This window comes from Schaalia meyeri, assembly GCF_900105015.1.
Classification (GTDB): domain Bacteria; phylum Actinomycetota; class Actinomycetes; order Actinomycetales; family Actinomycetaceae; genus Pauljensenia; species Pauljensenia meyeri.
The window spans coordinates 80,633-106,327 of record NZ_FNLK01000008.1; the positions used below are offsets into that span (position 1 = coordinate 80,633).

24 protein-coding genes are annotated in these 25,695 nt (G+C 67.4%); 14 read left to right on the top strand and 10 right to left on the bottom strand.

Annotated features, from left to right (window positions below):
* Window positions 1-6: 6 nt before the first annotated feature.
* Both BLT68_RS03880 and BLT68_RS03885 read right to left on the bottom strand, forming a co-directional pair.
* On the bottom strand, window positions 7-1,041 hold the full coding sequence (locus BLT68_RS03880) for a hemolysin family protein (RefSeq protein WP_074632914.1): 1,035 nt from the start codon (window positions 1,039-1,041) through the stop codon (window positions 7-9).
* A complete protein-coding gene (locus BLT68_RS03885; RefSeq protein WP_074632915.1) occupies window positions 1,038-2,363 on the bottom strand; it encodes a hemolysin family protein in 1,326 nt (441 codons plus the stop codon). The genes BLT68_RS03880 and BLT68_RS03885 overlap by 4 nt, the downstream gene beginning before the upstream one ends.
* Window positions 2,364-2,683: 320 nt before the next feature.
* On the opposite strand from BLT68_RS03885, the gene BLT68_RS03890 reads away from it, so the two are divergent.
* From BLT68_RS03890 to BLT68_RS09300, 3 genes are all read left to right on the top strand, one after another.
* On the top strand, window positions 2,684-6,556 hold the full coding sequence (locus BLT68_RS03890; RefSeq protein ID WP_074632917.1) for a multifunctional oxoglutarate decarboxylase/oxoglutarate dehydrogenase thiamine pyrophosphate-binding subunit/dihydrolipoyllysine-residue succinyltransferase subunit: 3,873 nt from the start codon (window positions 2,684-2,686) through the stop codon (window positions 6,554-6,556).
* Window positions 6,557-6,613: 57 nt separating this feature from the next.
* Window positions 6,614-7,216, top strand: a complete 603-nt coding sequence (locus tag BLT68_RS03895) for a GDSL-type esterase/lipase family protein (protein ID WP_050695063.1) — start codon at window positions 6,614-6,616, stop codon at window positions 7,214-7,216.
* Window positions 7,217-8,026: 810 nt separating this feature from the next.
* Window positions 8,027-8,965: an endonuclease domain-containing protein gene (locus BLT68_RS09300; protein ID WP_198482574.1), complete on the top strand. Its 939-nt coding sequence runs from the start codon at window positions 8,027-8,029 to the stop codon at window positions 8,963-8,965.
* Window positions 8,966-9,922: 957 nt separating this feature from the next.
* Here the strand turns inward: BLT68_RS09300 and BLT68_RS09530 are convergent.
* The 3 genes from BLT68_RS09530 to BLT68_RS03910 form a co-directional block, all read right to left on the bottom strand.
* A complete protein-coding gene (locus tag BLT68_RS09530) occupies window positions 9,923-9,997 on the bottom strand; it encodes a 50S ribosomal protein bL37 (protein ID WP_370465157.1) in 75 nt (24 codons plus the stop codon).
* Between the two features lie 240 nt (window positions 9,998-10,237).
* A complete protein-coding gene (locus BLT68_RS03905; RefSeq protein WP_050695064.1) occupies window positions 10,238-10,537 on the bottom strand; it encodes an anti-sigma factor in 300 nt (99 codons plus the stop codon).
* Complete coding sequence (locus BLT68_RS03910) at window positions 10,534-11,166, bottom strand: sigma-70 family RNA polymerase sigma factor (RefSeq protein ID WP_050695065.1); 633 nt, start codon at window positions 11,164-11,166, stop codon at window positions 10,534-10,536. The genes BLT68_RS03905 and BLT68_RS03910 overlap by 4 nt, the downstream gene beginning before the upstream one ends.
* A 197-nt stretch (window positions 11,167-11,363) precedes the next feature.
* Between BLT68_RS03910 and BLT68_RS03915 the strand changes: the two genes are divergently transcribed.
* The 6 genes from BLT68_RS03915 to BLT68_RS03940 all read left to right on the top strand — a co-directional run bounded on the left by BLT68_RS03915 (window position 11,364) and on the right by BLT68_RS03940 (window position 15,793).
* A complete protein-coding gene (locus tag BLT68_RS03915; protein WP_074632918.1) occupies window positions 11,364-11,891 on the top strand; it encodes a DoxX family membrane protein in 528 nt (175 codons plus the stop codon).
* A 38-nt stretch (window positions 11,892-11,929) separates the two neighbouring features.
* Window positions 11,930-13,243, top strand: a complete 1,314-nt coding sequence (aroA, locus tag BLT68_RS03920) for a 3-phosphoshikimate 1-carboxyvinyltransferase (protein WP_074632920.1) — start codon at window positions 11,930-11,932, stop codon at window positions 13,241-13,243.
* A 1-nt stretch (window position 13,244) separates the two neighbouring features.
* On the top strand, window positions 13,245-14,330 hold the full coding sequence (gene rsgA / locus BLT68_RS03925; RefSeq protein ID WP_074632921.1) for a ribosome small subunit-dependent GTPase A: 1,086 nt from the start codon (window positions 13,245-13,247) through the stop codon (window positions 14,328-14,330).
* Window positions 14,331-14,569: 239 nt separating this feature from the next.
* A complete protein-coding gene (locus tag BLT68_RS03930; protein WP_074632923.1) occupies window positions 14,570-14,881 on the top strand; it encodes a hypothetical protein in 312 nt (103 codons plus the stop codon).
* A gap of 7 nt (window positions 14,882-14,888) precedes the next feature.
* Window positions 14,889-15,149, top strand: coding sequence for a hypothetical protein (locus BLT68_RS03935; protein WP_050695070.1), 261 nt, complete (start codon window positions 14,889-14,891; stop codon window positions 15,147-15,149).
* Between the two features lie 221 nt (window positions 15,150-15,370).
* Window positions 15,371-15,793, top strand: a complete 423-nt coding sequence (locus BLT68_RS03940; RefSeq protein ID WP_131800067.1) for a hypothetical protein — start codon at window positions 15,371-15,373, stop codon at window positions 15,791-15,793.
* Window positions 15,794-16,006: 213 nt separating this feature from the next.
* Here the strand turns inward: BLT68_RS03940 and BLT68_RS03945 are convergent, their stop codons facing one another.
* Entirely contained in the window at window positions 16,007-16,735 is a 729-nt protein-coding gene (locus BLT68_RS03945; protein ID WP_074632926.1) for a glutamine amidotransferase-related protein, read from the bottom strand.
* Window positions 16,736-16,835: 100 nt separating this feature from the next.
* On the opposite strand from BLT68_RS03945, the gene BLT68_RS03950 reads away from it, so the two are divergent.
* Both BLT68_RS03950 and BLT68_RS03955 read left to right on the top strand, forming a co-directional pair.
* Window positions 16,836-18,041: an exonuclease SbcCD subunit D gene (locus tag BLT68_RS03950; protein ID WP_074632927.1), complete on the top strand. Its 1,206-nt coding sequence runs from the start codon at window positions 16,836-16,838 to the stop codon at window positions 18,039-18,041.
* Window positions 18,038-21,112, top strand: coding sequence for an AAA family ATPase (locus tag BLT68_RS03955; protein ID WP_074632929.1), 3,075 nt, complete (start codon window positions 18,038-18,040; stop codon window positions 21,110-21,112). Before BLT68_RS03950 ends, BLT68_RS03955 begins: the two co-directional genes overlap by 4 nt.
* Here the strand turns inward: BLT68_RS03955 and BLT68_RS03960 are convergent.
* Genes BLT68_RS03960 through BLT68_RS03970 form a run of 3 tightly spaced genes read right to left on the bottom strand, consistent with a single transcriptional unit; the run spans window position 21,109 to window position 23,410 of the window.
* Complete coding sequence (locus BLT68_RS03960; RefSeq protein ID WP_050695815.1) at window positions 21,109-21,579, bottom strand: DUF6912 family protein; 471 nt, start codon at window positions 21,577-21,579, stop codon at window positions 21,109-21,111. The genes BLT68_RS03955 and BLT68_RS03960 overlap by 4 nt on opposite strands.
* Before the next feature lie 2 nt (window positions 21,580-21,581).
* The gene (locus tag BLT68_RS03965; RefSeq protein ID WP_050695074.1) at window positions 21,582-22,769 is read right to left on the bottom strand and encodes a CpaE/TadZ family protein; all 1,188 of its coding nucleotides are present in this window, start codon (window positions 22,767-22,769) and stop codon (window positions 21,582-21,584) included.
* Window positions 22,766-23,410 carry an SAF domain-containing protein gene (locus tag BLT68_RS03970; RefSeq protein ID WP_456300194.1) on the bottom strand — a complete coding sequence of 215 codons (645 nt, stop codon included), beginning with the start codon at window positions 23,408-23,410 and terminating at the stop codon, window positions 22,766-22,768. The genes BLT68_RS03965 and BLT68_RS03970 overlap by 4 nt, the downstream gene beginning before the upstream one ends.
* A gap of 145 nt (window positions 23,411-23,555) precedes the next feature.
* On the opposite strand from BLT68_RS03970, the gene BLT68_RS03975 reads away from it, so the two are divergent.
* Window positions 23,556-23,768, top strand: a complete 213-nt coding sequence (locus BLT68_RS03975; RefSeq protein WP_050695075.1) for a helix-turn-helix domain-containing protein — start codon at window positions 23,556-23,558, stop codon at window positions 23,766-23,768.
* Here BLT68_RS03975 and BLT68_RS03980 read toward each other — a convergent pair.
* The gene (locus tag BLT68_RS03980; RefSeq protein ID WP_074632934.1) at window positions 23,762-24,328 is read right to left on the bottom strand and encodes a hypothetical protein; all 567 of its coding nucleotides are present in this window, start codon (window positions 24,326-24,328) and stop codon (window positions 23,762-23,764) included. The genes BLT68_RS03975 and BLT68_RS03980 overlap by 7 nt on opposite strands.
* 139 nt (window positions 24,329-24,467) lie before the next feature.
* Between BLT68_RS03980 and BLT68_RS03985 the strand changes: the two genes are divergently transcribed.
* Both BLT68_RS03985 and BLT68_RS09405 read left to right on the top strand, forming a co-directional pair.
* Entirely contained in the window at window positions 24,468-25,205 is a 738-nt protein-coding gene (locus BLT68_RS03985; RefSeq protein ID WP_070778142.1) for a LysM peptidoglycan-binding domain-containing protein, read from the top strand.
* Window positions 25,202-25,693, top strand: coding sequence for an Rv3235 family protein (locus BLT68_RS09405; RefSeq protein WP_232618767.1), 492 nt, complete (start codon window positions 25,202-25,204; stop codon window positions 25,691-25,693). The genes BLT68_RS03985 and BLT68_RS09405 overlap by 4 nt, the downstream gene beginning before the upstream one ends.
* Window positions 25,694-25,695 lie beyond the last annotated feature (2 nt).

Here is a 25,695-nt window from a genome sequence, read left to right on the forward strand (position 1 = left end):
GCCTCGTCATGGGCGCTGGAGCACGTCACGTACTTCGCCGACCAAAAGCTCCAGGATGTCCTCCAGGAACAGGATGCCGACGATGGCCCCCCCGTCGCGGACGAGGGCGCAGTGCACGCCGGTGCGCTGCATGTGGCGCAGCGCATCCTCAACCTGGTCGCCCGACGCGACGGACTCGAGGCGGCGGATGCGCCACGGCGTGATGGGTTCGTCGCGCTCACCCCCGCTGGCGTAAAGGACATCCTTGAGGTGAACGTAGCCGACGATCACCTCGTGCTCGCCCATTACCGGGAAACGCGAATATCCGGTGCGCGCCACCAATTCCTCCACGTCGGCGGGGGTGGCCCCCTCGGGCAGAGCAATCAGGTCGCTCAGGGGCACCATCGCGGATCCCGCCGTCTCTTCAGAAAACTCCAGGGCGCCGCTCAGCAGCCCAAGCTCGTCGGTAATCATGCCCTCGGCCTGTGAGGCCTCGACGATCGAGGCCACCTCCTCAACCGTGTAAGTCGACGAAATCTCCGAACGCGGCTCGTATCCCGTCAGGCGCACGAACCAGTTCGCGAAGCGATCCATGACCTCGATAATCGGGCGCAGCAGGTGCCCCAGGCGCACGAGCACCGGCGCCAGAAAGAGAAGCATACGCACGGGGGCGGCGATCGAAATGTTTTTCGGCACCATCTCGCCAAAGACGACGTGACAGAACAACACGATGATGAGGGCTGCCGAAAACCCCACGACGTGACTGGTCGCCTCGGGCGCACCCAGGCGCTGGAGGGGAGACTCCACGAGGCGAGCGATCGCGGGCTCAGCGATGACACCCAGCGTCGTGGAAGCGACCGTCACGCCCAACTGACAGATCGCCAGCATGAGCGACACGTGGCGCAGCGCGTACAGCGCACGCGCGGCTCCGCGCTTCCCCGCCTCGGCCAGCGGTTCGATCTGCGAGCGGCGCGTCGAAGTGACCGCAAACTCGCCGGCGACAAAAAACGCGTTAACGGCCAACAACACCACGGTGACGGCCAGGCCCCATCCGGCGCTCACAGGGATGCCTCCCGCTCGTCGACAGGCGCGGGCGTAATCGCCACCTGCGCGACCCTCCTGCCCTGCATCTGCGTGACCTCAATGCCGACCCCGTCGACGCTCACGCGCGAGCCGACGGACGGGATCTCGCCCAGCCCGTTCATGACCAGGCCACCGATCGTGTCGTAGGGTCCGTCCCCCGGCAGGACGATGTTCGTGCGGCGTGCGAGCTCGTCGGGTCGCAACGTCCCCGGCACGAGGAACGTCCCGTCGGGGCGAGGACGGATACCCAGGCGCCGCTGGTCGTGTTCGTCAGACACCTCTCCGACGATCTCCTCAACGACATCCTCCAAGGTAACAATGCCGGACACTCCGCCGTACTCGTCAACGACGACGGCCATCTGCAGGCCCTCGTCGCGCAGCTGAACCATGAGCGGGCCGATGGGCGCGGTCTCGGGAACCGAGGGCGCTTGGGTCATGAGGGACGAGGAGACGACCGGTACCTCGCCGCGGCGATCGACGGGCACGGCGACCGCACGACGCAAGGACACCAGGCCCAAGATGTCGTCAGAATCGTCACCGATGACGGGGAAACGCGAATGCCCGGTCTGCCCGGCGAGCTCCAACACGTCCTGCGCGCTGGCCTCCTCGCCCAGGGTGTACAGGCGACCGCGGTCCGTCATCACGTCGGCGGCGCTGAGCGTGGTCATGCGGATAGTGTTCGTGAACAGGTCGGCCGTGGACGTGTCGAAAGTGCCTTCCTCGGCGGAGTGCTCAACCAGGGCGGCCAGCTCCGACGCGGAGCGCGCGGAGGAAAGCTCCTCCTGGGGTTCGATACCCATGCGGGCCAGCACCCAGTTCGCTGTCCCACCCAACACCCAGATGATCGGGCGCGACACCGCGGTGAACGCCACCTGGAAGGGGACGACGCGCACGGCGGTGCTCATCGGGTGGGCCAGCGCGAGATTCTTGGGCACCAGTTCCCCAAAGAGCATCGAAAAAACGTTGATGAACACGGCGGCCGAAAAGGCCGCGATGCCGGTCGCCAGTCCCCACGCCAGCCCGGCGGCCCCCAGCAGGTCTTCCAGCAGGTCGGCCAGCGCGCTCTGCGTCGTGTAGCCCAGCAGGATCGTCGTCAGCGTGATGCCCACCTGGGCGCCAGACAGCTGGGTGGACAGGGAACGGGTCGCGCGCAGGACGCTGGCGGCTCCGCGGTCCCCCTGCTCGGCTCGCTTCTCCAGCACCGCCTGGTCGACGGCCACCAGGGAGAATTCGGCGGACACGAACGCGAAGGTACCGGCCGTGAGGAGAACACCGAGCAGCGCCATGAGGGCGGTCGTCATCGGTTGCCCCCATCGACGAGGCCGGGGCTACCCGGGCGCGGGTGCACGGTAATGTGACGGGAAAGGGCGGCGTCAAAGCCAGCAGTGTCGCAGTCCATGATGGTTACAGTCTAGCGGCCTCGGGCCTCGCCCCCCACGCGCTTTTTCACACACCGGGCCGCTTCGCTCACGACCGTCCCATTGCGGACCACAGGCCCGTGAAGCCCGTGCCACATGTCGGCCAGGTTTCGTGAACGTCGTCACGCGGCGGTAGAATCGGGGCAATCTATCGCGCGGGATACAGCCCCTGTGCGCGCGGCGTGACCCAAACGGAGGAATACGTGCCCACCCACACAGCTTCCCAACCTGACCCGCGGTGGTACATCGCAAAGATGCGGGACCTCTACGACCGCGACCCCCAGCTGCTTGACCCCTCGTGGCGCGCCTATTTCTCCACCGAATCAGCACCCCCACAGCTGCGCGCCGCGCGGCCCCCGATCCCCGGCGCCGCACCCGCGACACCCCGGGCGGCCACCGCCTTAGCCCGCGACGCATCCGTCCCCGCGCACCCCACCACCCCCGGCGGCCGCGACGCGCACCTGACCGCCACGCCCCCGACGCTCGACATCGAAGAGGACGCCGACGCGCCCGCCTACTTTGCGCCCATCATCTCCGTGACGCGCTCCGACCTGCCGCCCGCACCGCCCGTCGCGCTCGCCGAAGCAACCAGCCCCTACACTCGCCAGCAGCACGGGCGCGCCGCCTTCACCCGCTCGCACGACGCGCCCTCCCAGGACGAGATCCGCGTCCTCAAATCCTCCGGCCGCGCCACCGCCAAGCACATGGAAGCCTCCCTGTCCATCCCCACGGCCACGTCGCAACGGCAAATCCCCGCCAAGCTCCTCATCGAAAACCGCGCCCTCATCAACGCGCACCTGGCGCGCACAGTCGGCGGCAAGGTCTCCTTCACGCACCTCATCGGCTACGCCCTGGTCGAAGCCCTGTGCGAGATGCCCGACCTGAACGTGCGCTACACCCTCGAGGCAGGCAAGCCGGCTGCCCAGAACCTGGCGCACATCGGCCTGGGCCTGGCCATCGACGTCGCCGACGCCTCGGGCAACCACTTCCTGAAGGTGCCCGTCATCCACGACGCCGACACCCTGACCTTCTCCGAATTCGTCGACGCCTACCAGGACCTGGTTTCCCGAGCGCGCGCCGCCACCTTGACGACAGCTGACTTCCAGGGGGCCTCCGTCACCCTGACCAACCCCGGCACCCTGGGTACCACCACCTCCGTGCCGCGCCTCATGGCCGGGCAGGGGCTCATCGTTGGCGTCGGCGCCACCGACTACCCGGCCGAGTTCCGCGGGGTCTCCCCCAAGAGGCTCGCTTCCCTGGGTATCGGTAAGACGATGTGTTTGTCCTCCACCTACGACCACCGCATCATTCAGGGCGCCGCGTCGGGAAGGCTGCTCGGCCTCGTGGATGCGAAGCTGTCGGGCCGCGACGGGTTCTACGAGCGCGTCTTCACCTCCCTGCACGTGCCCACCCGCCCCTACTCGTGGGAGGCGGACTACGAGTACGATCAGAGCCGCGACAAGGGCAAGCCCGCGCGCATCGCGGAAATCATCCACGCCTACCGTTCCCGCGGTCACCTCGCAGCCGACACGGACCCCCTGGCCTACCGCGTCCGTCAGCACCCCGACCTGGACATCTCCTCCTACGGCCTGAGCGTGTGGGACCTGGACCGACCCTTCCCCACGGACGGCTTCGGCGGAGTGGACCAGATGCTGCTGCGCGACATCTTGACCAGGCTGCACGACACCTACACGCGCACCGTCGGCATCGAATACATGCACATCCAGGATCCCAGCCAGCGCGCGTGGGTGCAGAAACGCATCGAAGGGCCGTACGAGGCCCCCTCGCCCGCCGCCCAGCGACACATCCTGGACACCCTCATCCGCGCCGAGGCCTTCGAGGAGTTTTTGCAAACGAAGTTCGTGGGGCAAAAGCGTTTCTCCCTGGAAGGCGGCGAATCCCTGATCCCGCTGCTGGACCACATCCTGGCGGACTCGGCGCGCACCGGCATCCACGAGGTGGCCATCGGCATGGCGCACCGCGGGCGACTCAACGTTTTGGCGAACATCGCCGGCAAGTCGTACGCGCAAATCTTCGACGAGTTCGAGGGCAACTACGTGCCCAACTCGGTCCAGGGATCCGGGGACGTCAAGTACCACCTGGGCACGTGGGGCGTGTATTCCCTGGATGACGGCCTGGCCACCAAAGTGTACATGGGCGCCAACCCCTCGCACCTGGAGGCGGCCGACGGCGTGCTTGAGGGAATCGTGCGCGCCAAACAGGAGCACCTGGGCGACCCCGACCTGCCCATCATCCCGATCCTCATCCACGGCGACGCCGCCTTCGTCGGTCAGGGCGTCGTCCAGGAAACCCTCAACCTCTCCCAGCTCGAGGGCTACAAGACGGGCGGCACGATCCACGTCATCGTCAACAACCAGATCGGCTTCACCACGGGACCCGCGCAGGGGCGGTCGACCGGCTACGCGACCGACCTGGCCAAAGGCCTGCAAATACCCATCCTGCACGTGAACGCCGACGACCCCGAGGCCGTCGTCCGCTGCGCGCACCTGGCCTTCGAGTACCGCAACGCCTTCCACAAGGACGTCATCATCGACATGCTGTGCTACCGCAGGCGCGGGCACAACGAGGGCGACGACCCATCGATGACCCAGCCCGTCATGTACTCCCTCATCAACCGCATCCCCTCCACGCGCGCCGTGTACATTCGCGGCCTGGTTGGGCGGGGCCAGCTCACCGAGGACGAGGCCCGCCAATCCATCGCGCGCTACGAGGCCGAACTGGGGCGCATCCTGGAGGAGATCCGGGCGGGCGGGGCGGGCGCGGCCTCCCGGGTGAATCCGGGCAGCCGCACGCACGACCCCGCGTTGACCGCCGGCGTCGGCCAGGCCGGGGAATCCCCCAACGAACAGTGGACCATGCCGGAATCCCAGCTGCCCGGCACCGGCATGATGATCGGCTGGACCTCGGCCGCACCCGAGGAACAGCTGCAGCGCATCGGGCGGGCCCACACCCGCTTCCCGGAGGGCTTCCATCCCCACCCGAAGCTGCGTCAGCTGTGCGAACGCCGCCACGACATGTCGCTGGGGCGTCGGCCTATCGATTGGGGTTTCGCGGAGCTCCTCGCGTTCGGCACGCTCCTCATGGAGGGTACGGGCGTGCGCCTGTCCGGCGAGGACGTGGGGCGCGCAACTTTCGTCCAGCGTCACGCGATCCTGCACGACGCCACCGACGGACGCGAGTTCACTCCCCTGCGTTTCCTGACGCAGTCCCAGGCGCGTTTCGACGTGTGGAACTCCCCCCTCAGTGAATGCGGCGTCCTCGCCTTCGACTACGGTTACTCGCTCGAAAGCCCCGAAACCCTCACCGTCTGGGAGGCACAGTTCGGTGACTTCGCGAACGGGGCTCAAACCGTCATCGACGAGTTCGTGTGCTCCGCCGAACAAAAGTGGGGCCAGCGTTCCTCGCTGGTCATGCTGCTCCCCCACGGCCACGAGGGCCAAGGGCCCGACCATTCGAGCGCGCGCATTGAACGCTACCTGCAGCTGGCCGCCCAGGACAACATGTGGATCGTCCAGCCTTCCACTCCGGCGAACTACTTCCACATGCTGCGCACCCAGGCCTACAAGCGCCCGCGCAAGCCACTCATCGCCTTCACTCCCAAGCAGCTGCTGCGCCTGTCGGCCGCGGCCTCGCCCATCGACGAGTTCACCTCGGGCGCATTCCAGCCGGTCATCGGCGACGTCGCGAATCCAGATCCCGCGTCCGTCACGCGCCTCCTGATGTGCTCGGGACGTCTCTACTACGACCTGGCCCATGAGCGCGACCGCCTCGCCGATTCCTCGACCGCGATCATCCGCTTGGAACAGCTCTATCCCCTGCCCAAAACCGAGATCGCCTCGGTGTTGGGCCAGTACCCGCACGCTTGCCTCGCGTGGGTGCAGGACGAACCGTGCAACCAGGGCGCGTGGCCTCACCTCGCGCTCAACCTATTCCCCTCCCTGGAACGCCCCGTGCGACTGGTCTCGCGACCCGAATCGGCCACGACGGCAGCCGGACGCGCGTCGCTCCACAAGCAACAGGCAGCTACTCTTATTGCCCAGGCATTCGAAGGCTAACCGGCGTCCTTGGCTCCCGGTGATCGCGGGCCAAGAACACACCCAGAAAGGACCACCATGCGCATCTGCTTCATCGGCGACGAGCTCGTCGCGGGCGTCGGCGACCCACGAGGACTGGGATGGGTTGGCCGGGTCAACGCCCACTCGACCTTCGACCTGCCCGCAACATTCCTGACCCTCGCGGTTCCCTCCGAAACAACCAGGCAGATGTCCTCTCGCTGGGAGTCCGAGGTCCTGCCGCGCCTGGCGGAGGGGGAGCCACACGGCCTCGTCATCGGTGTCGGTCCCGGGGACATTCCGGCCGGTGTTTCCACAGCGCGTTCGCGCCTGAACCTGGCGAACATCACCGACCGCGCGACCGCGCTCGGAATCCCCAGCTTCGTAGTCGGTCCCCCTCCCCTGGCGGGAGTCGACGCCGGTTCCCTCAAAGCCCTGTCCTCCTCGTGCTCCGAGGTGTGCGCCCGCCGGGGCATTCCCTTCGTCGACTGCTACACGCCGCTGGTCAGCCACGACCAGTGGTTCGAGGATATGGCGGCCTCCCTGGCGCGCGGCCAGGACGGCCAGACCCTGCCCGGGCAGGCCGGCTACGCGCTGATGGCGTGGATCGTGCAACACCAGGGCTGGTACGAGTGGACGGGAGCAACCCCGGCGGACGCCTAGGACGGCACACACGCTTCGGAACCCACCTGTACATCCACTCGTCAGAACGCGGATCCCAGACACAGATCTTCGCAATAATCGGGATCTCTCGCACACGCATCTGCTTCGTCGCGTTCTTTCCCGCCCCACCCGCGAAGCACCTCAACGCGCCCGCCCGCGCGCATGCACGCACGGACGCCCGTACGGACGGGTGGACGGGTGGACGGGTGGACGGGTGGACGGGTGGACGGGCCATGATACGCCGGAGATTCATCCTCGCAGGCGATTTGTAGCGACCTGCAACCGTCCCCAACCCCGCAGACTCCCACAAGGTGCACGCCCCGCGCATAGAGGTGTTCGGCTTGAGCAACCGCATCGGCCCTGTCGGCGATTCCTGGATAGGTTGCGCCGTTCTGGATAGGTTGCGCCGTTCTGGATAGGTTGCGCCGTTCTGGATAGGTTATTTTCCTATCCAGGAAGCACCGTTCCTATCCAGAACAGCGTTTCCTATCCAGGAGACGCACCGGATGGGAGCTCCGTCCCGTCACAACCACTCATCTCCTCTGCGACCACAGTTACACAACCAGTACCCGCAAGATGATGCCAGGCACGTTCACCCTTCACCATCGACATGCGAATACAGAACATATCTTCGGAGTCTTCTCCACAGGGAACGGCCACGATTTCCGATATCCACAGGGGTTCAGTTCTAGCTATTGGCCGGGCACACGCCGATATCAAGCTAGAGGTATGAACCGCACTCCTATCGTCATCACAGAGACACTATCGACGCCACAGCACCGAGAAGCCGCTCCGGTTATGGTGCGAATCATGCGCGGCATCTTTGCGGCGCTCCCACTCACCTCTGCGGAATCATCTCCCTGGGACATCTGGGATGCAGTGAACCGGGCCCGAATGCATGCGGTCAACGTGTCACATCAACAGCCAGTCCTCTATGTTGGCCCCAGTTGCCTACGACTCAACGGCATCCATGGATGGGTCACGAACCCGCGCATTACCATCTACCGGCCCAGCCGACGGTGCACGTCGCATCTTCCCTCCTGTACTGTCGGCACAACGACGGTTCCCGGAACAGTCGTCTCATGTTCAAGCATTCCTCCGATTACGAGCGATCGTGAACGTATCAACGGGTTGGAGACAGAACACCCATTCGATGCACTCATCCGCTGCGCACTCCAGGAGGACCCGCTCGAAGCCTTCACCCTGGGCTGCATGGCGCTACACAAGTGGAGCCATTTCTCCATGTTCGACCAACCTGTTTGTCGCGAGCAAGCGGAACAGATCCGGTCCCAGCTATTGGAGCGGCTCACCCACGCGACCACTCGACGGGGTTTACAGCGTGCACGCGCAATCCTTCGCACCATCGACCCCGGCTGCGAGAACCCAGCCGAGGCAGCGTTACTCTGGCTCGTCCGATCTCTATGCCCATTCCCGGTGCACACACAGGTGCGTATCGATGTACGTGGACGACACTATTTCGCAGACATCGTCATTAGAGATCTTCGAATCATCATCGAGTTCGATGGAATCGGAAAAATGGGCGAAACACGCAGCGGCCTCATGCAGGCAAAACGCGACTGGATCAGACGCGATCAGGACCTCAGGGACGCGGGGTGGAACGTCATCCGAGTCAGTTGGCCGGACTACGCCGATTGGGATAGCTTGCGTTTGAGACTGATCCGCACCATCGGGCACACAGGTGCATCTCCAGAGTTTCGCATCCTGTGGAGTCCGCCAGCAGCGCGATGAGAAGCTCCACAGCTGACCGATGATGCCGGGCCAGGCCCCACGGAGTCCACCAGCAGAACGACGAGGAGAACCGCAGCTGGCCAGCGATACCGGGCCAGGCCCCACGGAGTCCACCAGCAGGGCGATAATGCCGAGCCAGGCCCCATGGACTCCGCCAGCAGCGCGATGAGAAGCTCCAGGTCGCCGCTTCCACGGCAGGAGCACCGCAACGGTGTGACTTCTGGATAGGAAACGTTCTCCGGGATAGGTTATGACGTTCTGGATAGGTTATTTTCCTATCCAGGAAGCACCGTTCCTATCCAGAACAGCGTTTCCTATCCAGAAACACCGCCCTGAGGCGAGGCGGCAGCAGGGTAGGCCCCGGCGTAACCACAACACGCCACACAGTCTGCGACGCAGCGATTCGACAGCCCGCGGCCTAACGCCGATAGAACAACCAGAACCCACGACAAGCCTCACGAGGCCCGGAAGCCGGGCATCGCCATGCGTGGGGGGCAGCCGACGGAGGAGCAGATATATTCGGGTGCGGAAGCCGGGCGTTGCCACGCGTGGGAGCCACGCCCACCACACAGCGGGTTTACTTACCCTCAGCGAGGCGGGCAATCACCTATACACAGGTACCCGGAGCCAGGCCTGCCACACGGCGGCTTTGCTGACACCCTGCGTACCCGTACTGCTGGCGAACATATCCAGCATCGGTTCCTCCTGCACGGGCAGCTTGACCATGGACGCGCGCACCTGCGCGCTAAGATGCGCCGAGGGGCCACCGATGTCCCCCACACGGGCAGCTTGACCATCGCCCCTGTTGCCATCAGGGGCTATCCACGCAGGCAGATCATCAGGAAGTGAGCGCGCTCGGGGCCCGCGCCGATCCCTGCGGGCCGCGCGGCGGTTCTGCATGGCGGGCAGACAAAACGCGCCCGAACCAACCGGTCCGGGCGCGCGACGTGTAACGGCTCAGGCGTTGGGACGCTTGCCGTGGTTCGCGCCGTTCTTACGACGATCGCGACGCTTACGACCCCGCTTCGACATGTCATTCTCCTTGGGTTTGTTGTCCAGACTGAAGCATTTTTGCACATCTTGATGCAAACCACCATGGCACCCTCGGGCCCGGCGACGAAGGTCACCGAAAAAATCGGGCGCCGCGAGTCTGGCCGATGGGGCAGATAGCGGCCACGACGAAAACGGCACCCACACGGAAAGATGTCCCCGCGATGGAAAACGCCTGCGGCGCGCTAGAAATGCCGCCCATGCCTGGGGAGGGACGCTACGTTAACGCCACGTGACGGACACGCTGGTGAGGGAGGCGACGATGCGGGCGCGCAGGTGAGGGGGCGCTTCCTCAGCCTCGATACAGTCGCGCAGGAGGACGCGCAGGTGGCGTTCGGCGTCCAGCGCGTCGGCGCAGTGCGGGCATGCGGCGATGTGTTCGCGCATGAGTGCGCGGACGCGGGCGTCGGGTCCGGGGACGGCGCCTTGGTCGATGAGGTCGCTGCGTTGGTCGCACTCTTCGCAGTCGATGAGCGCGAACAGCGCGTCGAGGACCTGTTGGCAGGTGATGTTCGCGCTCACTTGGCCCCTCCGATTCCGTATTCCGCGGCGACGTCGGCCAACGATACGCGCAGGTTCTTGCGCGCCCGGTTGAGGCGGCTCATGACGGTCCCCATGGGAACTCCTAGTTCTTCGGCAATTTCCTTGTAGCTCATTCCCTCAACGTCAGCCATGAGGACGACCATCCGATGCTCCTCGCTGAGCGAATTGAGAGCGTCGCGCAGCTGCGTGGAGGGCAGTGCTTCCAGGGCTTCGACTTCGGCTGATTTGAGGCCGGATTCCGCGTGGGAGGCTGCTGCGGCCAGCTGCCAGTCTTCGACGGTGTCGGTGGAGGCTCGCTTGGGGGAGCGCTGGGCTTTGCGGTAACCGGTGATATAGGTGTTGGTGAGGATCCGGTACAGCCATGCCTTGATGTTGGTGCCTGGCTTGTACTGGTGGAACTTCTGGTAGGCCTTCAGGTAGGTTTCCTGGACCAGGTCTTCCGCGTCGGCCCGGTTGCGTGTCATGCCCAGGGCCGCTCCGAAGAGCTGGTTCATGAGGGGCATGGCTTCGTCCATGAAGCGCGCCTGGAGCTGCGCGTCTTCCTCGGTTGACGAGGCCGGGGCGGGGCTGGTGTCCGCTGGCGTCGGTAAGGGGGTCGTCGTGTCCATCGCCTCCCAGCGTAGCCGCGCGCGCGGGCGTCGGGTGTAGCGGGGGCGGACGAGTGATCATACTGAGGGGAACGCCTCACGAGCCGCTTTATTCCACAACCCCTCAGAGTGTGCGTTGCAACACTTTTTGCCTGTTGTTTGGGGGCAGCATGGCCATTCGGCTTCCGGATGGGACCGACGTGTCGAACAATAGGGGTATGAATCTGCTGCGTGTCCTCGCCCGTCCCCTGCTCGCCGCCCCGTTCATCGCCGACGGGATGGATGCCCTGGCGCGTCCCCGTTTGCATATCGAGCGCGCTTCGGACGTTCGCCCGTTGATCGATCGGGCGACCGACGCCGTCGGCCTGGATCCTCTGACGGACGACCAGCTGGCCGTCGCGACCCGCGTGACGGGCGCGGTGACTCTGGCTGCTGGCCTGCGTTTCGCCCTTGGCCGTCACCCGCGACGCAGCGCGCTGACCCTGGCCGTCATCGGGGCGCCGATGGCTCTCGTGGGCGCTCCCATCTGGGGCGACACCGATCACCTGACGAGGGAGCAGATCAAGCGCCGCCGCTGCCACACGCTGAACAAGCTGGGGCTGGTGGGCGGCGTCCTGATCGCGTCGACCGACCGCGTGGGTCGGCCTTCGGCGTCCGTTGCGCGGGCGCTGCGCCGCGACCGACGCCGGGCGATCGCCGCCGCCGAGGCCGCGGTAGAGGCGCGCCTGAGCGGCAACGCTTCGTGAGTCTCTCCCCCTGGCGGACACCCCTCGCGAGCTCGCCCGTGGACGCCACGGTTGCGGTGCCGGGTTCAAAGTCACTGACTGCCCGGGCGCTGTATCTGGCCGCCGTCGCCGATTCTCCTTCCACCATCACGGGGGCGCTGGATGCTCGCGACACGCGCCTGTTCGCCGACGCGCTGGAGGTGATGGGTGCGCGCATCGAAGGCGCGGGCCAGGGGGCGCTGCGGGTGACCCCGATGCCGCTGCCGCCTCGCGGCGGGCGAATCGACTGCGGCTTGGCTGGCACCGTCATGCGCTTCCTGCCTCCCCTGGCGGCCCTGGCCACCGAGGAAACGCTCTTCGATGGGGACCCGCAGGCCTATGCGCGCCCGCTGGGCCCGCTCTTGGATGCGCTTGCGCGCATGGGTGCCTCGGTGACCTATCACGGACAGCCGGGGCACTTGCCGTTCACGATTCGCGGGCCACTGCGCACGCCGCTCGGCGCCCAGGCGTGGGTGGATGCCTCCTCTTCGTCGCAGTTCCTATCGGCGCTGCTGCTCGTCTCGCCCCTCACCAAGGCCCCGCTCTTTGTGTCCGCCCCGGGCCGCGTCCCGTCGATGCCGCACGTGGAGATGACGCTGGCGTGCCTGGCCAATGCGGGCGTCGATCTGGAGGTCGTGGACGAGGGAAATGCGGACCTGGCGACCTGGCACATCTTCCCATCGCGCCCGCGCGGCGGGGACATATCGGTGGAGCCGGACTTGACGAATGCGGGCGCGTTCCTGGCGGCCGCCATGGTGACGGGCGGGCGAGTGACGATCCCGGCGTGGCCGGGGAGGACAACGCAGGCGGGCGACGCCTGGCGGGCGCTGCTGGGCCACATGGGCGCGCGCCTGACCCTCGACGAGCACGGTCTGACCCTGGCGGGCCCGGGCGCGTGGAATTACCCGGGCATTAACGCGACGATGGCACAGGTCGGCGAGCTCACCCCGACGCTTGCGGCGGTGTGCGCTTACGCGTCCACGCCCTCCCGCCTGACCAGGATCGCTCACCTGCGCGGCCACGAGACCGACCGGCTGGCGGCGCTGGCGGCCGAGATTAACCGGGCCGGCGGGCAGGCGGTGGAGGAAACGGACGGCCTGGTCATCACGCCCGGCCCCCTGCGGGCGGCCACGATCCGCTCCTACGCGGATCACCGGATGGCGGCCTTCGGCGCGATCCTGGGCCTGGTGACGCCGGGCATCACCGTGGACGACATCGCGTGCACCGCAAAGACGCTGCCCGGTTTCGAGGCGATGTGGCGCTCCATGGTGAGCGGGCAGGGACCGCGTTCCGCCGGGGGTTCCCCGGCCTCGGTCCCCGAGGGGGGCGAGTAGGATGGCGCGCCGCGACACGGGGACGGACGATCCGCGCGTGCGGGTACGCGCCGGTCGCGGGTCGCGTCCTCGCACGAAGGACCGCCCCGACTGGTCTGCTAAGCCGCTGGGCCGCATCGTCGGCATCGACCGGGGACGCTACCGGGTGGCCCTGGATGGGGACGGCACGCGCGTGGTCGCCGTGCGGGCTCGGGAGCTGGGCCGAGGCGCGGTCATCATGGGCGACCGCGTGCGCCTGACGGGCGACCTGAGCGGGCGCACGGACACGCTGGCGCGCATCGTCGCGGTCGAGGAGCGCGCATCCGTGCTGCGCCGATGCCTGGAGGACGCGCCGGATCAGCGCGGCGAGAAGGCGATCGTGGCGAACGCGGACACCATGTGCATCGTCGTGGCGCTGGCGGATCCTCCTCCTCGCACGGGCATGATCGATCGCTGCCTGGTTGCCGCCTTCGAGGCGGGGCTCTCCCCCGTCCTGGTGCTGACGAAGACGGACCTGGCCAGCCCGGACGAGTTCATCGAGGCCTACGAGGATTTCGACGTGCGAGTCGTGCTCACGAGCGCCGCGGGCCAGGGATCACACCGGGGCGTTGCGGAGCTGAGCGAGGCACTGTCCGGGCACTGGTCGGTGTTGGTCGGGCATTCGGGGGTGGGCAAGTCGACCCTCATCAACCTGCTGGTGCCAGGCGCGCACCGGGCGACGGGCCGCGTGAACGAGGTGACGGGGCGTGGGCGGCACACCTCCACCTCCTCGCAGGCCTTCGAGCTTGAGGGTGGGGGCTGGATCGTGGACACCCCGGGCGTGCGTTCCTTCGGGCTGGGTCACGTGAGCGTCGCCGACGTGCTGGGGGTCTTCCCCGAGGTGGCAGAGGCCGCTTCCTGGTGCCTACCCCTGTGTTCACACTCCCCCGGGGAGCCCTCGTGCGCGCTTGACGCCTACGCAGCCGGAGCCTCGCCCTTTCCCATCGACCGGGCCGCAGCTGGTGACGCTGAGAGGGTGCACCGCGAGCGCGCCTCCAAGGTGGCGTCCGCGCGCAGGCTCCTGGAGGCGGTGGCGACGGCCGAGGCGGCCAGCAAGACGACCTGGTAGACCCATTATCACCTTCGGGAAATAATTACAAACCAAAACAATATAATATGATCTACTACACTAATAAATCTGCTTGACAAGCCGTTACGCCAGGCGACAATGAAAGCAAAGTGTAGCGACGGTCGCTATAACCACCCAACACGAGGAAGTGGTCGCGATGAAGACAACCACATAGGGCCTTCGCGACCACTGTCCGCGCGGCGCTTCTGTCAGCAGGCGCGGCTGTCCCCACACGGGCCGTGCCGGGGAATTCACTCTCAACAATAAGTGACACAGCCGTCGCGTCGGTCGGCGAAAACGAATCTGCTGAGGGCATTCAGTCAGTCGATAAGATCCTCGCAATACTCGCACTCGGCTACGCCGTCGCGTACAACGACGGCGTCTCGCGCGCAAAATCCGGTGAAGTTGCATGGAGCATGTGGAACGGATCCTTCGGTTACGCACTCGAGGCAGCGGCCGCTGCCTCGCCGACCCTCGGGGTCGGATACCTCGGGTGGAGTCAGGGCTTCAAGGGCGAATGCCGCCAGCACAACTACTGCTACTACAGGTGAGCTTTGGATGAAAACCCCATCACACATCTCGCCGCTAAGAGAGCCCGCGAACCATGCGAATATCGGTCGCGTTGCATCGAAACTGCTCCTGGCAACGGCGTGTGCCCTCTTGGTCGGCACCGTCTTCTATTCGATGATCACAGGCAAATCACCGATGAACTGGTGCTTCTACGGCGGATTCGCCCTCATGTTTGTCCACCGCGTTCCCACGACGATCGCGAAAAAGCTGTGCCAGCGCGAGGCGCGGCAACACGCGCGGAAGACCTAGTAATCCGCCCAGCATCACACCTACCGCTCCTGCGACCCGCATATCCACGGCGCCAAGGACCCCATTGGAACCAGCGGATCCGTTGGGTTTTTCCGGGGATTCACGCATGAGTGCTGGGGAGAGTACCGCTGCGCACACCGTCAATGACCGCCAACTCGATGGAGGAAAAGGAAAGGAAGATGCAACAGTTTCAATCCGCCCCAGTCGGTACTCGCGAGACAATGCCGACAAGCACAGACAGAGCGCTGCGCGGGGTGTTCGCCTCCGCGTTTGTTGCGATGCTCATCGCATCGATCGGGTTTGCCATCGCCAGGTCCGGGATGCCTTCACCCGATCTCACGACCGCCATGTGCGCCGCACTCCTCGCCTGCCAGATGCCGGGCTGGTCGCGCTCTTGCGCACGAACGACTTCGCGCCTGTTCCCTCGCATCCTCGAATGGGCGGGGATCGTCTTCGCGACCATCTCGATAGTGGCGGCAACGGTGAGCGCGATCGCCGGCGACGGAGGCAGCTACGAACGATTCACGACGCCATCGCGAATCGCGAATGGCGCCCTGCTCGGTGCGCTCTGTTGCTTCGTCACGCTGTACATACTCAGGTACCGGGCCCGGCGTGTCCATCAGTACGCGGAGCTAGGCGAGTAGCAACGCTGCTCTGGTCCGTCGCCATCACAAGCAGCGCACAAAGCTGCGCGGCACTAAGTGCGAGGGGTCCGCCTCCACGCTGACAAGCTGGATGCGGACCTCTCGCCCCCTTGACGTCCGGTACCTCGCCGTTCCCCTTCGACCACGGTGCGTTCGACAATACCGGGGGCACGGCGCAGACCCCATCGCCCCCTGGTTCCGGGGTCCTGGGCCTCAGCGCTGGAAGAGGCGCACGAAATTGCGCAGGATGAGGCGCGAGGGGTCCGTGTCCACGGTGGCGACCTGGGCGCGGATCGACTCGGCTTTCTCGGCCGGATAGTAGCGGTCGGCATACTGATTGATGCGCACGGTAACCCCGTTCAGATCCATCTCGGGGTGGAACTGGGTCGCCCACGCGCCTTGGCCCACGCGCACCATCTGGATGGGGGTGGCATCCCCGGCCAGGAGTACCTGCATGCCGGGGGCCAGCTCGCGCACCGCCTCGTGGTGTCCCACGTAGGAGTGGAAACGGTCGGGCGTGCCCTCCAGCAGCGGATCGTCCCGGCCCGCGTCGGTCTTTGTCAGCGCGATGCCGCTGATGTCCTCCCCGTGGTGGGTGTCGATGACGCCGCCCAGGTGCAGGGTCAGGGTCCCCAGGCCGTAGCACAGCCCCAGGATCGGGAAGGACTCGGCCAGAGCTCGATCGTAGAAGGATCGCAGCCACGACTCGGCGCGCACCTGCCGCTCCTCCTTCAGGTGGTCGTCGGCGCCCGCGTCCCAGGGGGACCCGCACACGAAGGCACCGGAGTACTGCGACAGATCTAGGTCGGGCAGCTCCCTCTCGATGCGCACCCGGCGAATCTCGCTGGCCGTCAGGCCCGAGAATCGCGGCAGGTCCGCGCTCTCCGCGCTCAAGACGGGACCGTCATCGCGCGAGGTCAGCATCAGGAAGGGCTTGGTCATGCCCCCATGCTATCGGCTGGCAGGGCATGCGCATCGGGTGTCCGCCCTCCAAGCGCGCGTGACGCACGCAGATGCGGGCGCGCTCTGTCACACTGGGACCATGCTGATTCTGCACACCTCCGACTGGCACCTGGGGCGCACGCTGCACGGCGCTGACCTGGGGGACAGCGCTGACGCCTTCATCGACTGGCTGATCGCGCTGGTGCGCCGACGCGGCGTGGATGCCGTGCTGATCTCCGGCGACGTCTTCGACCGTGCGGTGCCGCCCGTTGACGCGCTGGCCAGGATGCGCCGCGCCCTGCGCTCTCTGACCGCGATCACGACGGTGATCCTGACCTCCGGAAACCACGACGGGGCCGCGCGCCTGGGCCTGTTCGCAGACATGCTCACCCCGTCGCTGCACGTGGTCACCGATCCTGAGGCCATCGGGTCGGCCATTGCGGCCGGGGGCGCCCTGGTGTACCCGATTCCCTACCTGGAACCTGACCTGGTGCGCCAGTCGCTCTCCGACTTAGAACCCACCGGGGAGTCGGGGCTGCCGCGCCCCCTGCCCCGCTCACACCAGGCCGTCCTGGGGGCGGCTCTGCGCCGCCTCCACGCAGACTTGTCGGCGCGCCGCCAAGCTGGCGATCAACGCCCAGCGATTGCGATGCCGCACGCGTTCATCACAGGGGCACGCTCCTCGGATTCGGAGCGCGACATCCAGGTCGGGGGCGTGCCCTCCATCTCGGCCGACCTCTTTGACACGCTGGGCGGGGAGACTCCCCTGGGCCACGGCCTGGACTACGTGGCCGCCGGGCACCTGCACCGCCCGCAAAGTGTCTCGGGGGCCACCGTGCCCATCCGCTACTCGGGCTCCCCCATCGCCTACTCCTTCTCAGAGGCCGGGGCCACGAAATCCGTCACCCTCCTGACCACGGACGCCACCTCCATCACCGACATCGAGGCCGTCCCAATCCCCACGCTGCGGGCCATCGCCGTCCTGGAGGGGACCATGGAGGAGCTGCTGAAGGAGCCGGACGAGGCGACCACGGCCTCGTACGTGTCGGTGACGGTGACGGATGCGGCGCGCCCCGAACGCATGGTGCCGCGCATCCGGGAGGTCTATCCCTTCGCCCTGGTCGTCACGCACCGACCCTCCCGGGCGCCCGCCCTGGCCCCGGCGCTGTCTGCGGCCGCCTCACGCGACCCGCGCGAGGTCACGGCGGAGTTTTACAAGGCCGTGGGGGGCAGGCCCCTGGACCCCACGGAGCGCGCGCTGGCCCAGGACGTGTGGGCTGGCCTGCGCGGAAAGGACATGCAGTGAAGATCCGTTGGCTGCGCATCACGGGGATCGGCCCCTTCGCAGGCGTTCACACGCTTGACTTTTCGGCGTTCGATGACTCCGGGCTGTTCCTGCTGGAGGGGCCCACGGGGTCCGGCAAATCCACGCTGATCGACGCGATCACGTTCGCGCTCTACGGGGACGTGGCCCGTACGAAGGACGCATCAAAGGACAGGCTGCGCTCGAACCACATCGGGGACTCCGACCCGTCGGAGGCCGACCTGGTTTTCGAGGTTGCCTCCGGCATCTACCGAGTAACCCGCACCCCCGCCTACACTCCCGTCGGCAAGAAATCCCAGCGCAACTCCCGCTCAACCCTCACGCGCGTCGTCGAGGACCCCGACGCACCCGACGGGTGGCGGACCGTCGACGCGATCGCCTCCGGGCCGCGCGACGTGGGCCTGGAGATCCCCCGGATCGTCGGGCTGGATAAGGACCAGTTTCTGCAGACCATCGTGCTGCCGCAGGGCAAGTTCTCGCAGTTCCTCACCGCCACGTCGGACTCGCGCGAACACATTCTGCGCGACATCTTTGACACGCAGATTTACACGGACTTCACGCGCGCCCTGGCCGATGCCGCGGCGGCGTCGCGGCGCAACATTGACCGGCTGCGCGCCGAGGCCGTCGCGGCCCTGGACCACATGCGCTCCCTGGACGCCGCGCTCGGCGAGGAGGAAGAACCGGAGGGAGGCGTAAAGGTTCAGGCATCGGCGATCCTGGCGGATCAGCTCGACGCGGGTGCCGAGGACGCATGCGACGTGGCCCGGTGGGCGCGCGCCGCCTGCGATCGGGGGCGGGCCCTGCACGAGCGGGCTCAGGCGCGCGCGCGACGCGCCTTTAAGGCCGCGCGGGAGGCGTCCCAGGCCCTGACCGAGGCGCGGGCGCTGGCCGACGATCAGGCCGAGTACGCGCGCACAAATAGGCGGCTGGAGGAGCTGGCGCAGGCGCGAGCGGACATCGACGCGGCCCGCACGCGCGCAGGCGAGGCGCGAAGGGCGCTGGCTATCGCCCCGCACGCGACCGCCGACGAGGCCGCTCGCGAGCGCCTGGAGGCGGTCGGCGACCAGGTTGTGGCGCTGGCCCCGGCGGTGGCGGCCGGGGGCGCGGATCCGCTTGATCCCCGCACCCTCACGCCCGAAGCGGTCGCCGACCTGTGCGAGGAAGCGCAACGCGTTCGGGACCAGGCGACGCGAAGGCGCGGGGCCCTTGAAGCCTCCCTCAACCTGGAGCGTTCGCTGCCCGGATTACGGGAGGAGATCCGTTCCCTCACCGAGCGACGCGACGCGGCCAGCGAGCGGATCGCCACGCTTGAGGACGCGCGCGAGGCGCTGCCCCAGGCGATTCAGCGAGCGAGTGACGCACTGGCGCTCATGCGCGCCGACGCGGGCTGCCTGCCCGAGCAGAGCGCGGCCCTGCGCGCCTTGGACCAGCGCCTGGAGGCGTCGCAGCAGGCCGACCTGCTGCGCTCGGCGCTGCTTGGCGCCTCCGACGCGCTGCGCGAGGCCACGGTGCGCGCGAAGCTCGCGAACGCGGCGGCTGCGGACGGGCACGACCTGTGGATCGCGCAGAGCGCGTCGGCTCTCGCGCAGCAGCTGGAGCAGGAATCTCCCTGTCCCGTGTGCGGCTCCCCCACCCACCCGGCCCCCGCTCCCCCCAGCCAGGGGGACATTACGCGCGAACAGGTTGCCCAGCTGGACCGCGCGCGCGACCAGGCCGTGGCCGCGCTGGGCGACGCCCAGGCGGCGCATCAGGACCTGGTTCGCCGCATCGCCCAGCTCAACGCGGCCGCGGGCGCACCCACGGCCACGCTCGAATCGCAGCGCGACGAGGCCGCCGCGCGCCTGGCCGAACTGGAAGCCCTGAAGCCGCGAATCGCCGACCTCGAAGGCGACATTGCGCAGGTGCGCGCCCAGCTCGACGGGATCACGGGAGAGCTGACGCAGGCGCGCGAAAACGCCGCCTCGCTGACTCAATCGCTGCGGGAACGACGGGCGTCCCTGGAACAGGCGACCGCGCGCGTGGAGAGCGAACGCGCGGGGGCCGAGTCCCTGGACGCCAGGGCCGCTCAACTCGACGAGAGCGCCCAGCGGGCGGCTCACCTCGTGCGCGCGTGCTCAGACTTCGATAGCGCCCACCGCGCCCACGACGACGCACACCGGGCGCTGGCGCGGGCGCTGTCGGCCCAGGGGCTGGACGCGGACTCGTGGCGCGGCCTGCTCCTGCCCGAGGACCAGGTAGATGCGGCGGAGGCGCGCGTCGCCGCGCATGAGAAAGAGACCTTCGCGGTCACAGAGGCACTCGCCTCCCCCCGGCTCGTCCGCGCCGCCACCGCCGCGGCACCCGACGTCGCCGCCCTGACGGAGGCGTCCCAGGGGGCCAGCCGCATCAGCGCGGAGGCGGCCAAGGCCTCGGGTAAACTTGAGCAACACTGCACCCAGCTCGACGCCGCCCACGATGCCCTATCGAACGCGCTGTCGCACCTGGCACGCGCGCGAGCACAGGCGGGCCCCATCCGCCGCCTCGCGGACATCGCATCGGCGTCGGGACCGGAAAACCTGACGGCCACGCCGCTGTCGGCGTGGGTGCTCATCTCACGCCTGGAGGAGGTGCTGGCCGCCGCGAATCCTCGCCTGACGGCCATCTCGTCGGGCCGCTACGAACTGGTGGCCGTTCTGGACGACGGCACCGCCTCGCGCAAGTCCGGGCTGGGCCTGGCGGTCATCGACCACGACACGGACGCCGTTCGCAGCCCCCGAACGCTGTCGGGCGGGGAAACCTTCTACACCTCCCTCGCCCTGGCGCTCGGCCTCGCGGATGTCGTGTCCGCCGAGGCCGGAGGGGTGGAGCTGCGCACGATGTTCATTGACGAGGGCTTCGGCTCGCTCGACTCGCACACGCTCTCTCTGGTCATGAACCAGCTGCAGGCGCTGCGCAGCGCGGGCCGCACGGTCGGCGTGATCTCCCACGTGGAGGAGATGGCCACGCAGATCACCGACCAGATCCAGGTGCGCCCACTCGCCGAGTCAGGATCGACGCTGCGGGTACGCGCCTAGGAGCGGTGCAGCTGCAGCAGCGCGGGCCGCTCGGAGGTATCGAACCACGCCAGGGAGGACTCCCACAGATCGGCGACGGCCCGGTCGGCCGCCTCCTGTGTCTGCGCCGCCAGGACGACTGCGACCGCTTCGGCGGCGTCGGGCAGATCCGCGAGGATCGCGGCCACGTCAGACCACGTGTATTCAAAGGCTGGGGATTTAAAGATGCGGGGAGCGATCTGTTCCCCCGGATTCGGCGTCGTTGCCTCGGACGTGTCCACGGCCAGCACGACGCGCGCGGCGGCCACCCCCTCCGTTTCGCGGGCCATCTCCAGGGAAGCCAGGGCGGCCTCGGTAATGGCGTCGTCCTCCAGAACCTCGACGTCCTCCGCACTCATGGCCGCGTCGGGCACGCACACCACGCCACCTCGCACGGGCGGCAGCGGGACGGACAGGTCGGACAGGATGGCAGGAACGTAGACGCGCATGGTCACAGTGTAGGCATCCACTGCTGCACAATCGCTTCCAACGCATCGGTAGCGGCGCATTGGGTCCCGCTCTCCCCCAGCGCCTTCGCGCGCAGGGCCGCCCGCGCGACGCCAAGGTCATCCGGGACGGCATGGAAGATGCGCCGGGGCATGAAGGCCCCGATGGCGGCTTGCAGGGAGGCCAACGGGTGAGGCCCGATTGCGTCCGAGCTGACCCGATTGACGACGACATCGACGGGGACGTCGCGGCCGTGCTCGTCCCACCAGCGCGCCAGGAGGGACAGCCGGTTGATACCGACGATGTCCCCGCGCGCCACGATAATGAGCCGGTCGGTCCTCTCCAGGACGCCGATGGCCGCGTCATCCCGGCTGGCCCCGCGCGTCGTCTTCTCTAGGGATGAGTCGGCGAGGTCGATGACCGAAAAACGCGCGCTCAGGCGCGCCGCCCCGACTATCGATTCGATACCGGGACGGCTCACCTCGCGCCACCGGTGCGGGGTGACGAGCCCGGTCACGATCCCGAGGGTATCGGATCGGCGCACACTTGCCCCGAGCGTGTCCTCGGGTGTCAGGGGGCCGCGAGAGGCGGTGCGGGCCAGGACGGACAGGCCGGAGGCGTGCACGGGGATCCCCAGCAGGTGCGCGATGGTCGGGTTGCGTGTGTCCGCGTCAATGAGCAGGGTGGATGCCGTCTTTGCGAGCATCGTCGCTATTCCGGCTGCCAGCGTCGTGCGCCCGGGCGCCCCCGACGTTCCCCAGACGGCGAGGACAGTGCCGGGGGTCGCGGGAGGCGGCGGGGGCGGCGGCTTCGACGAGGCCGTGGCCGCGGGAATTCGCCGAGTTCTCGTCGCCGCGATCAGCGAGTTGATGACCTGGTCGGGGCTGCCGGGCGCCGCGACCGAGGCGACGCCGAGAGCGCGCAGCCTCGCGCGATCCGCGTGCGGGGCGAGGGCGATCACCGACATGCCGCATGCGCGCAGGGAATCCACTGCCTCGGCGGTCAGGTCCGGGTCGGAGCCCTCGACGACCGCGAGGTCGGCGATGCCGGCGCGCGCAGCGGCGATTACCTCGGCGAGATCCGCGCAGCGCCGGACGATGGCCAGCGTATCGGCGCGGTCGTGAATCGCCTGGATGAGGGGCGCCTCGTATCGCTGGTCCGCGAGGATGACGACCCCGTGGACGGCGCTCACGGCGCGCCTACGGGTACAGCGGCGAGCCCGTCGGTCGAGGATTGTGCGGCGAGGAGTGTGGGCAACGACTGGGCGTTGGCCAGTATTTCGATGCGTTGCCCCCGCCGCGTCTGGGCAGACGGGGAATCGATCGTGCGCACGAAGGTGAAGCTTCCCTCGATTTCGCGCGCCTGATTGCCCGACTGGGACTGGGAGCGCGCAGGAACCGACCACAGCCGGATACGGGTCCCGTCCGCTACCCCGTCCGGCAGTCCGACGCTCACGGTGACGGCGACCCGGAGCATGTCACCCGGGTCGGTGGATGGCCCCTGCTCGTCGGTGGCCAGATCGGCGCGCATGATCAGCTGCCCGGGAGTCAGCAGGCGCGTTGTGCGGGTTCCCATGGGAAAGTCGGAGGTCGGGGCGTAGACGGAGGTATCGACGCGCACGACGACCTCTTTGACGTTGTCAGCGGTGATCGCATCGCCGGGTGCGATGGTGGTCGTCACCGCGTAGACATGGTTTCCTCCCCGCAGGAGACCGCTGAGGGCACTGAAAGCGATGACGGACGCGACGACCAGGGACACTCCGATGATGAATCGGCGGTCCATCCTGCCGGGCGCGCGCGTCGGAATCGACACTGAAGCTGAGGCGCGTTTCACTCTTCTATGATGCACGCTTGAACAAAAAAGCGGTAGGTTGTCGAACATCCATTGCAACCAACCGATCCAACCGGTCGAATGACATGCGAAAAATTGTCGACTCAAACCAATCAAACGAATCAACGCCAACTGATACCATGCTGCCATGGCAACACGATTCCTCACTCTCGCTGACGTCGCCGAGACCCTGAACCTCACCATGTCAGCCACCCGCGCCCTCGTTTCCTCCGGAGAGTTACCCGCCATTCAGGTGGGCGGAAAGCACGTCTGGCGGATCGAAGAGTCCGTCCTGGAACAGTTCATCCAGGACCAGTACGCCGCGACGCGCGAGCGCCAAAAGGCGGGGCACGCTCAGTAGTCGGGCGACCATCGCTGACCGAGCACGCGGAGTCGACGAAGCCCCGCAAACGCCAGCGATACGCTCACCCCGCGCTGTTCATCCCGGCCGTCGTAGCTGAGGGCCTGTCCACTGAGGGCGACGTCGACGTGGTCCGAAAACACCGCATCGATGATCCCCCTGTGATCGCCAGCGTCGGATTCGATGACGACACCGACGCCGCGGGCACTCAGCTCGCGAAGCACATGCCCGACGCCGACACCCCCGCGAACGAACGCTTCGCGGGCGACGCTGCGCCCCAGGGGCCACGCCCCGACAACGGCCGAGAGCATGATCAGGCTGTCATCGCGACCACCTCGCACCAGCACCCACGTCCGCGTCGAATCGAGGATGACTCCCGTGACGACACGCCCCCCGCGCAACGCAAGGTTGACGACGCCCTCGGCTCCGGCGAGTCGGGCAGAGAGGGTGACGGAGGCGCGTTCCGCATCGGTGAGCTCATTGGCGAGCTCCTCTAGGTCACGGCTACGAGCCTCGTCGAAGCGCGCTTCCAGCTCGGCAATGAATGCTGACATGTCCATGTCCCTACGATGCCACATCCCCTCTAGCAAGCGCCGCACATCACATCAAGAGATAATAAACCAAAATGAATTGACATAAACAAAAATTAAGTGGATAATTATCCGTACCGAATCCGTCCCACTCAATGAAGAGTTTCCCATGACACACGATTCACCCCCACGAAGCGGCCAGGCATACCTGACCGACGCCTTCCTGTGGCTGGTCGGCGCGCCGCTGGCCCTCCTCGACCTGCTCTACCTGATCCACCTCGCTCCTCCCCTCTCTCACACGGCCCCGGAAACGCTGGTCGTGTGGATCCTCGGGATCGTCGCGCTGGTGCTCCTGTCGTGGAGTCTCCTGTGCTCCGCGTGCGCACACCTGGCGCTCCTGCGCTTCGCACCTCCCCTCCTGCGCCGCACAGCACGCGCACTCGTGCACCGCTGCGGCACGCGACTGTCGAGGTCGCTGCTGGCCAAGGCGGGAGCCAGCGCGCTCATCGGATCCGCACTCATGACTGCACCGATCGCCCCGTCCGTGGCCGCGCCTTCGGAGGGAAACACCGCTGGTATCTCACTGACCTGGGCGGATGAACCCGGGGGCTCCCCGTCGGGCAATCAGCAGGAACAGCCCGCCCCAACCCTTCACCCGGAATTGGGCGCCCCCTCCGAGGATTCGACCGGCCCCACACCCCCGGGTGATCCCGCGCTCCCCAGCCAGGTCACGGTCGCTCCGGGCGACTCGCTCTGGTCGATCGCTGCCGCGCTCAGGACGGGCGCCGACGACGCTCAGATCACCAAAACGTGGCGCGCCATCTACGCCGCCAACGCAGACACCATCGCGGATCCCTCACTCATCCATCCCGGACAACGACTCACCATTCCCCAGGACCTGCCATGAGCACCCAAATCGCACCCCGTCCCCGGGCGGCGCAGCAGCCCTCCCGTCGCCCGGTCACCGGGCCGCGTTCCCGCCGTCCCGCCCCCTCCTCGCCCTTCCGCTGGAGGCGCGACTCGCCTTTCCCGGGCGTTGCCCGCGATGGCGCGCCCCGCGTCCACAATTCCTTCACGGCCCGAAATGACCTGCCCGATCCCGGGCCGTGGGCGGCCACCCTCGCGGGCGCCATCGTCGAGGTCGTCACGGGCGTCCGGCAGGCGCAGCAACTGCGCCGGTGGCTCCTCCCCGACCTTTACGCCGCCCTGACCGCCGTGCGGCTGTCCCCGTGCGCGCGCGGCACCACCCCCGTCCACGTGCGCACCTGCCCCATCGACGAGAGAAAAACGGAAGCGGCCGTCATCGTCTCCACGGCCTCACGCACCTACGCCCTGGCTCTGCGCCTCGAGGAGTACCGCGGGCGTTGGATGACCACCGCCCTTGAACTCGCCTAGGA

Excerpts from the sequence above, each read along its gene's own strand:
- BLT68_RS03885 (WP_074632915.1), bottom strand. The coding sequence starts at position 2,363 with ATGACGACCGCCCTCATGGCGCTGCTCGGTGTTCTCCTCACGGCCGGT.
- BLT68_RS03895 (WP_050695063.1), top strand. The coding sequence starts at position 6,614 with ATGCGCATCTGCTTCATCGGCGACGAGCTCGTCGCGGGCGTCGGCGAC.
- BLT68_RS09300 (WP_198482574.1), top strand. The coding sequence starts at position 8,027 with ATGCGCGGCATCTTTGCGGCGCTCCCACTCACCTCTGCGGAATCATCT.
- BLT68_RS03910 (WP_050695065.1), bottom strand. The coding sequence starts at position 11,166 with ATGGACACGACGACCCCCTTACCGACGCCAGCGGACACCAGCCCCGCC.
- BLT68_RS03915 (WP_074632918.1), top strand. The coding sequence starts at position 11,364 with ATGAATCTGCTGCGTGTCCTCGCCCGTCCCCTGCTCGCCGCCCCGTTC.
- rsgA (WP_074632921.1), top strand. The coding sequence starts at position 13,245 with ATGGCGCGCCGCGACACGGGGACGGACGATCCGCGCGTGCGGGTACGC.
- BLT68_RS03935 (WP_050695070.1), top strand. The coding sequence starts at position 14,889 with ATGAAAACCCCATCACACATCTCGCCGCTAAGAGAGCCCGCGAACCAT.
- BLT68_RS03940 (WP_131800067.1), top strand. The coding sequence starts at position 15,371 with ATGCCGACAAGCACAGACAGAGCGCTGCGCGGGGTGTTCGCCTCCGCG.
- BLT68_RS03945 (WP_074632926.1), bottom strand. The coding sequence starts at position 16,735 with ATGACCAAGCCCTTCCTGATGCTGACCTCGCGCGATGACGGTCCCGTC.
- BLT68_RS03950 (WP_074632927.1), top strand. The coding sequence starts at position 16,836 with ATGCTGATTCTGCACACCTCCGACTGGCACCTGGGGCGCACGCTGCAC.
- BLT68_RS03960 (WP_050695815.1), bottom strand. The coding sequence starts at position 21,579 with ATGCGCGTCTACGTTCCTGCCATCCTGTCCGACCTGTCCGTCCCGCTG.
- BLT68_RS03975 (WP_050695075.1), top strand. The coding sequence starts at position 23,556 with ATGGCAACACGATTCCTCACTCTCGCTGACGTCGCCGAGACCCTGAAC.
- BLT68_RS03980 (WP_074632934.1), bottom strand. The coding sequence starts at position 24,328 with ATGGACATGTCAGCATTCATTGCCGAGCTGGAAGCGCGCTTCGACGAG.
- BLT68_RS03985 (WP_070778142.1), top strand. The coding sequence starts at position 24,468 with ATGACACACGATTCACCCCCACGAAGCGGCCAGGCATACCTGACCGAC.
- BLT68_RS09405 (WP_232618767.1), top strand. The coding sequence starts at position 25,202 with ATGAGCACCCAAATCGCACCCCGTCCCCGGGCGGCGCAGCAGCCCTCC.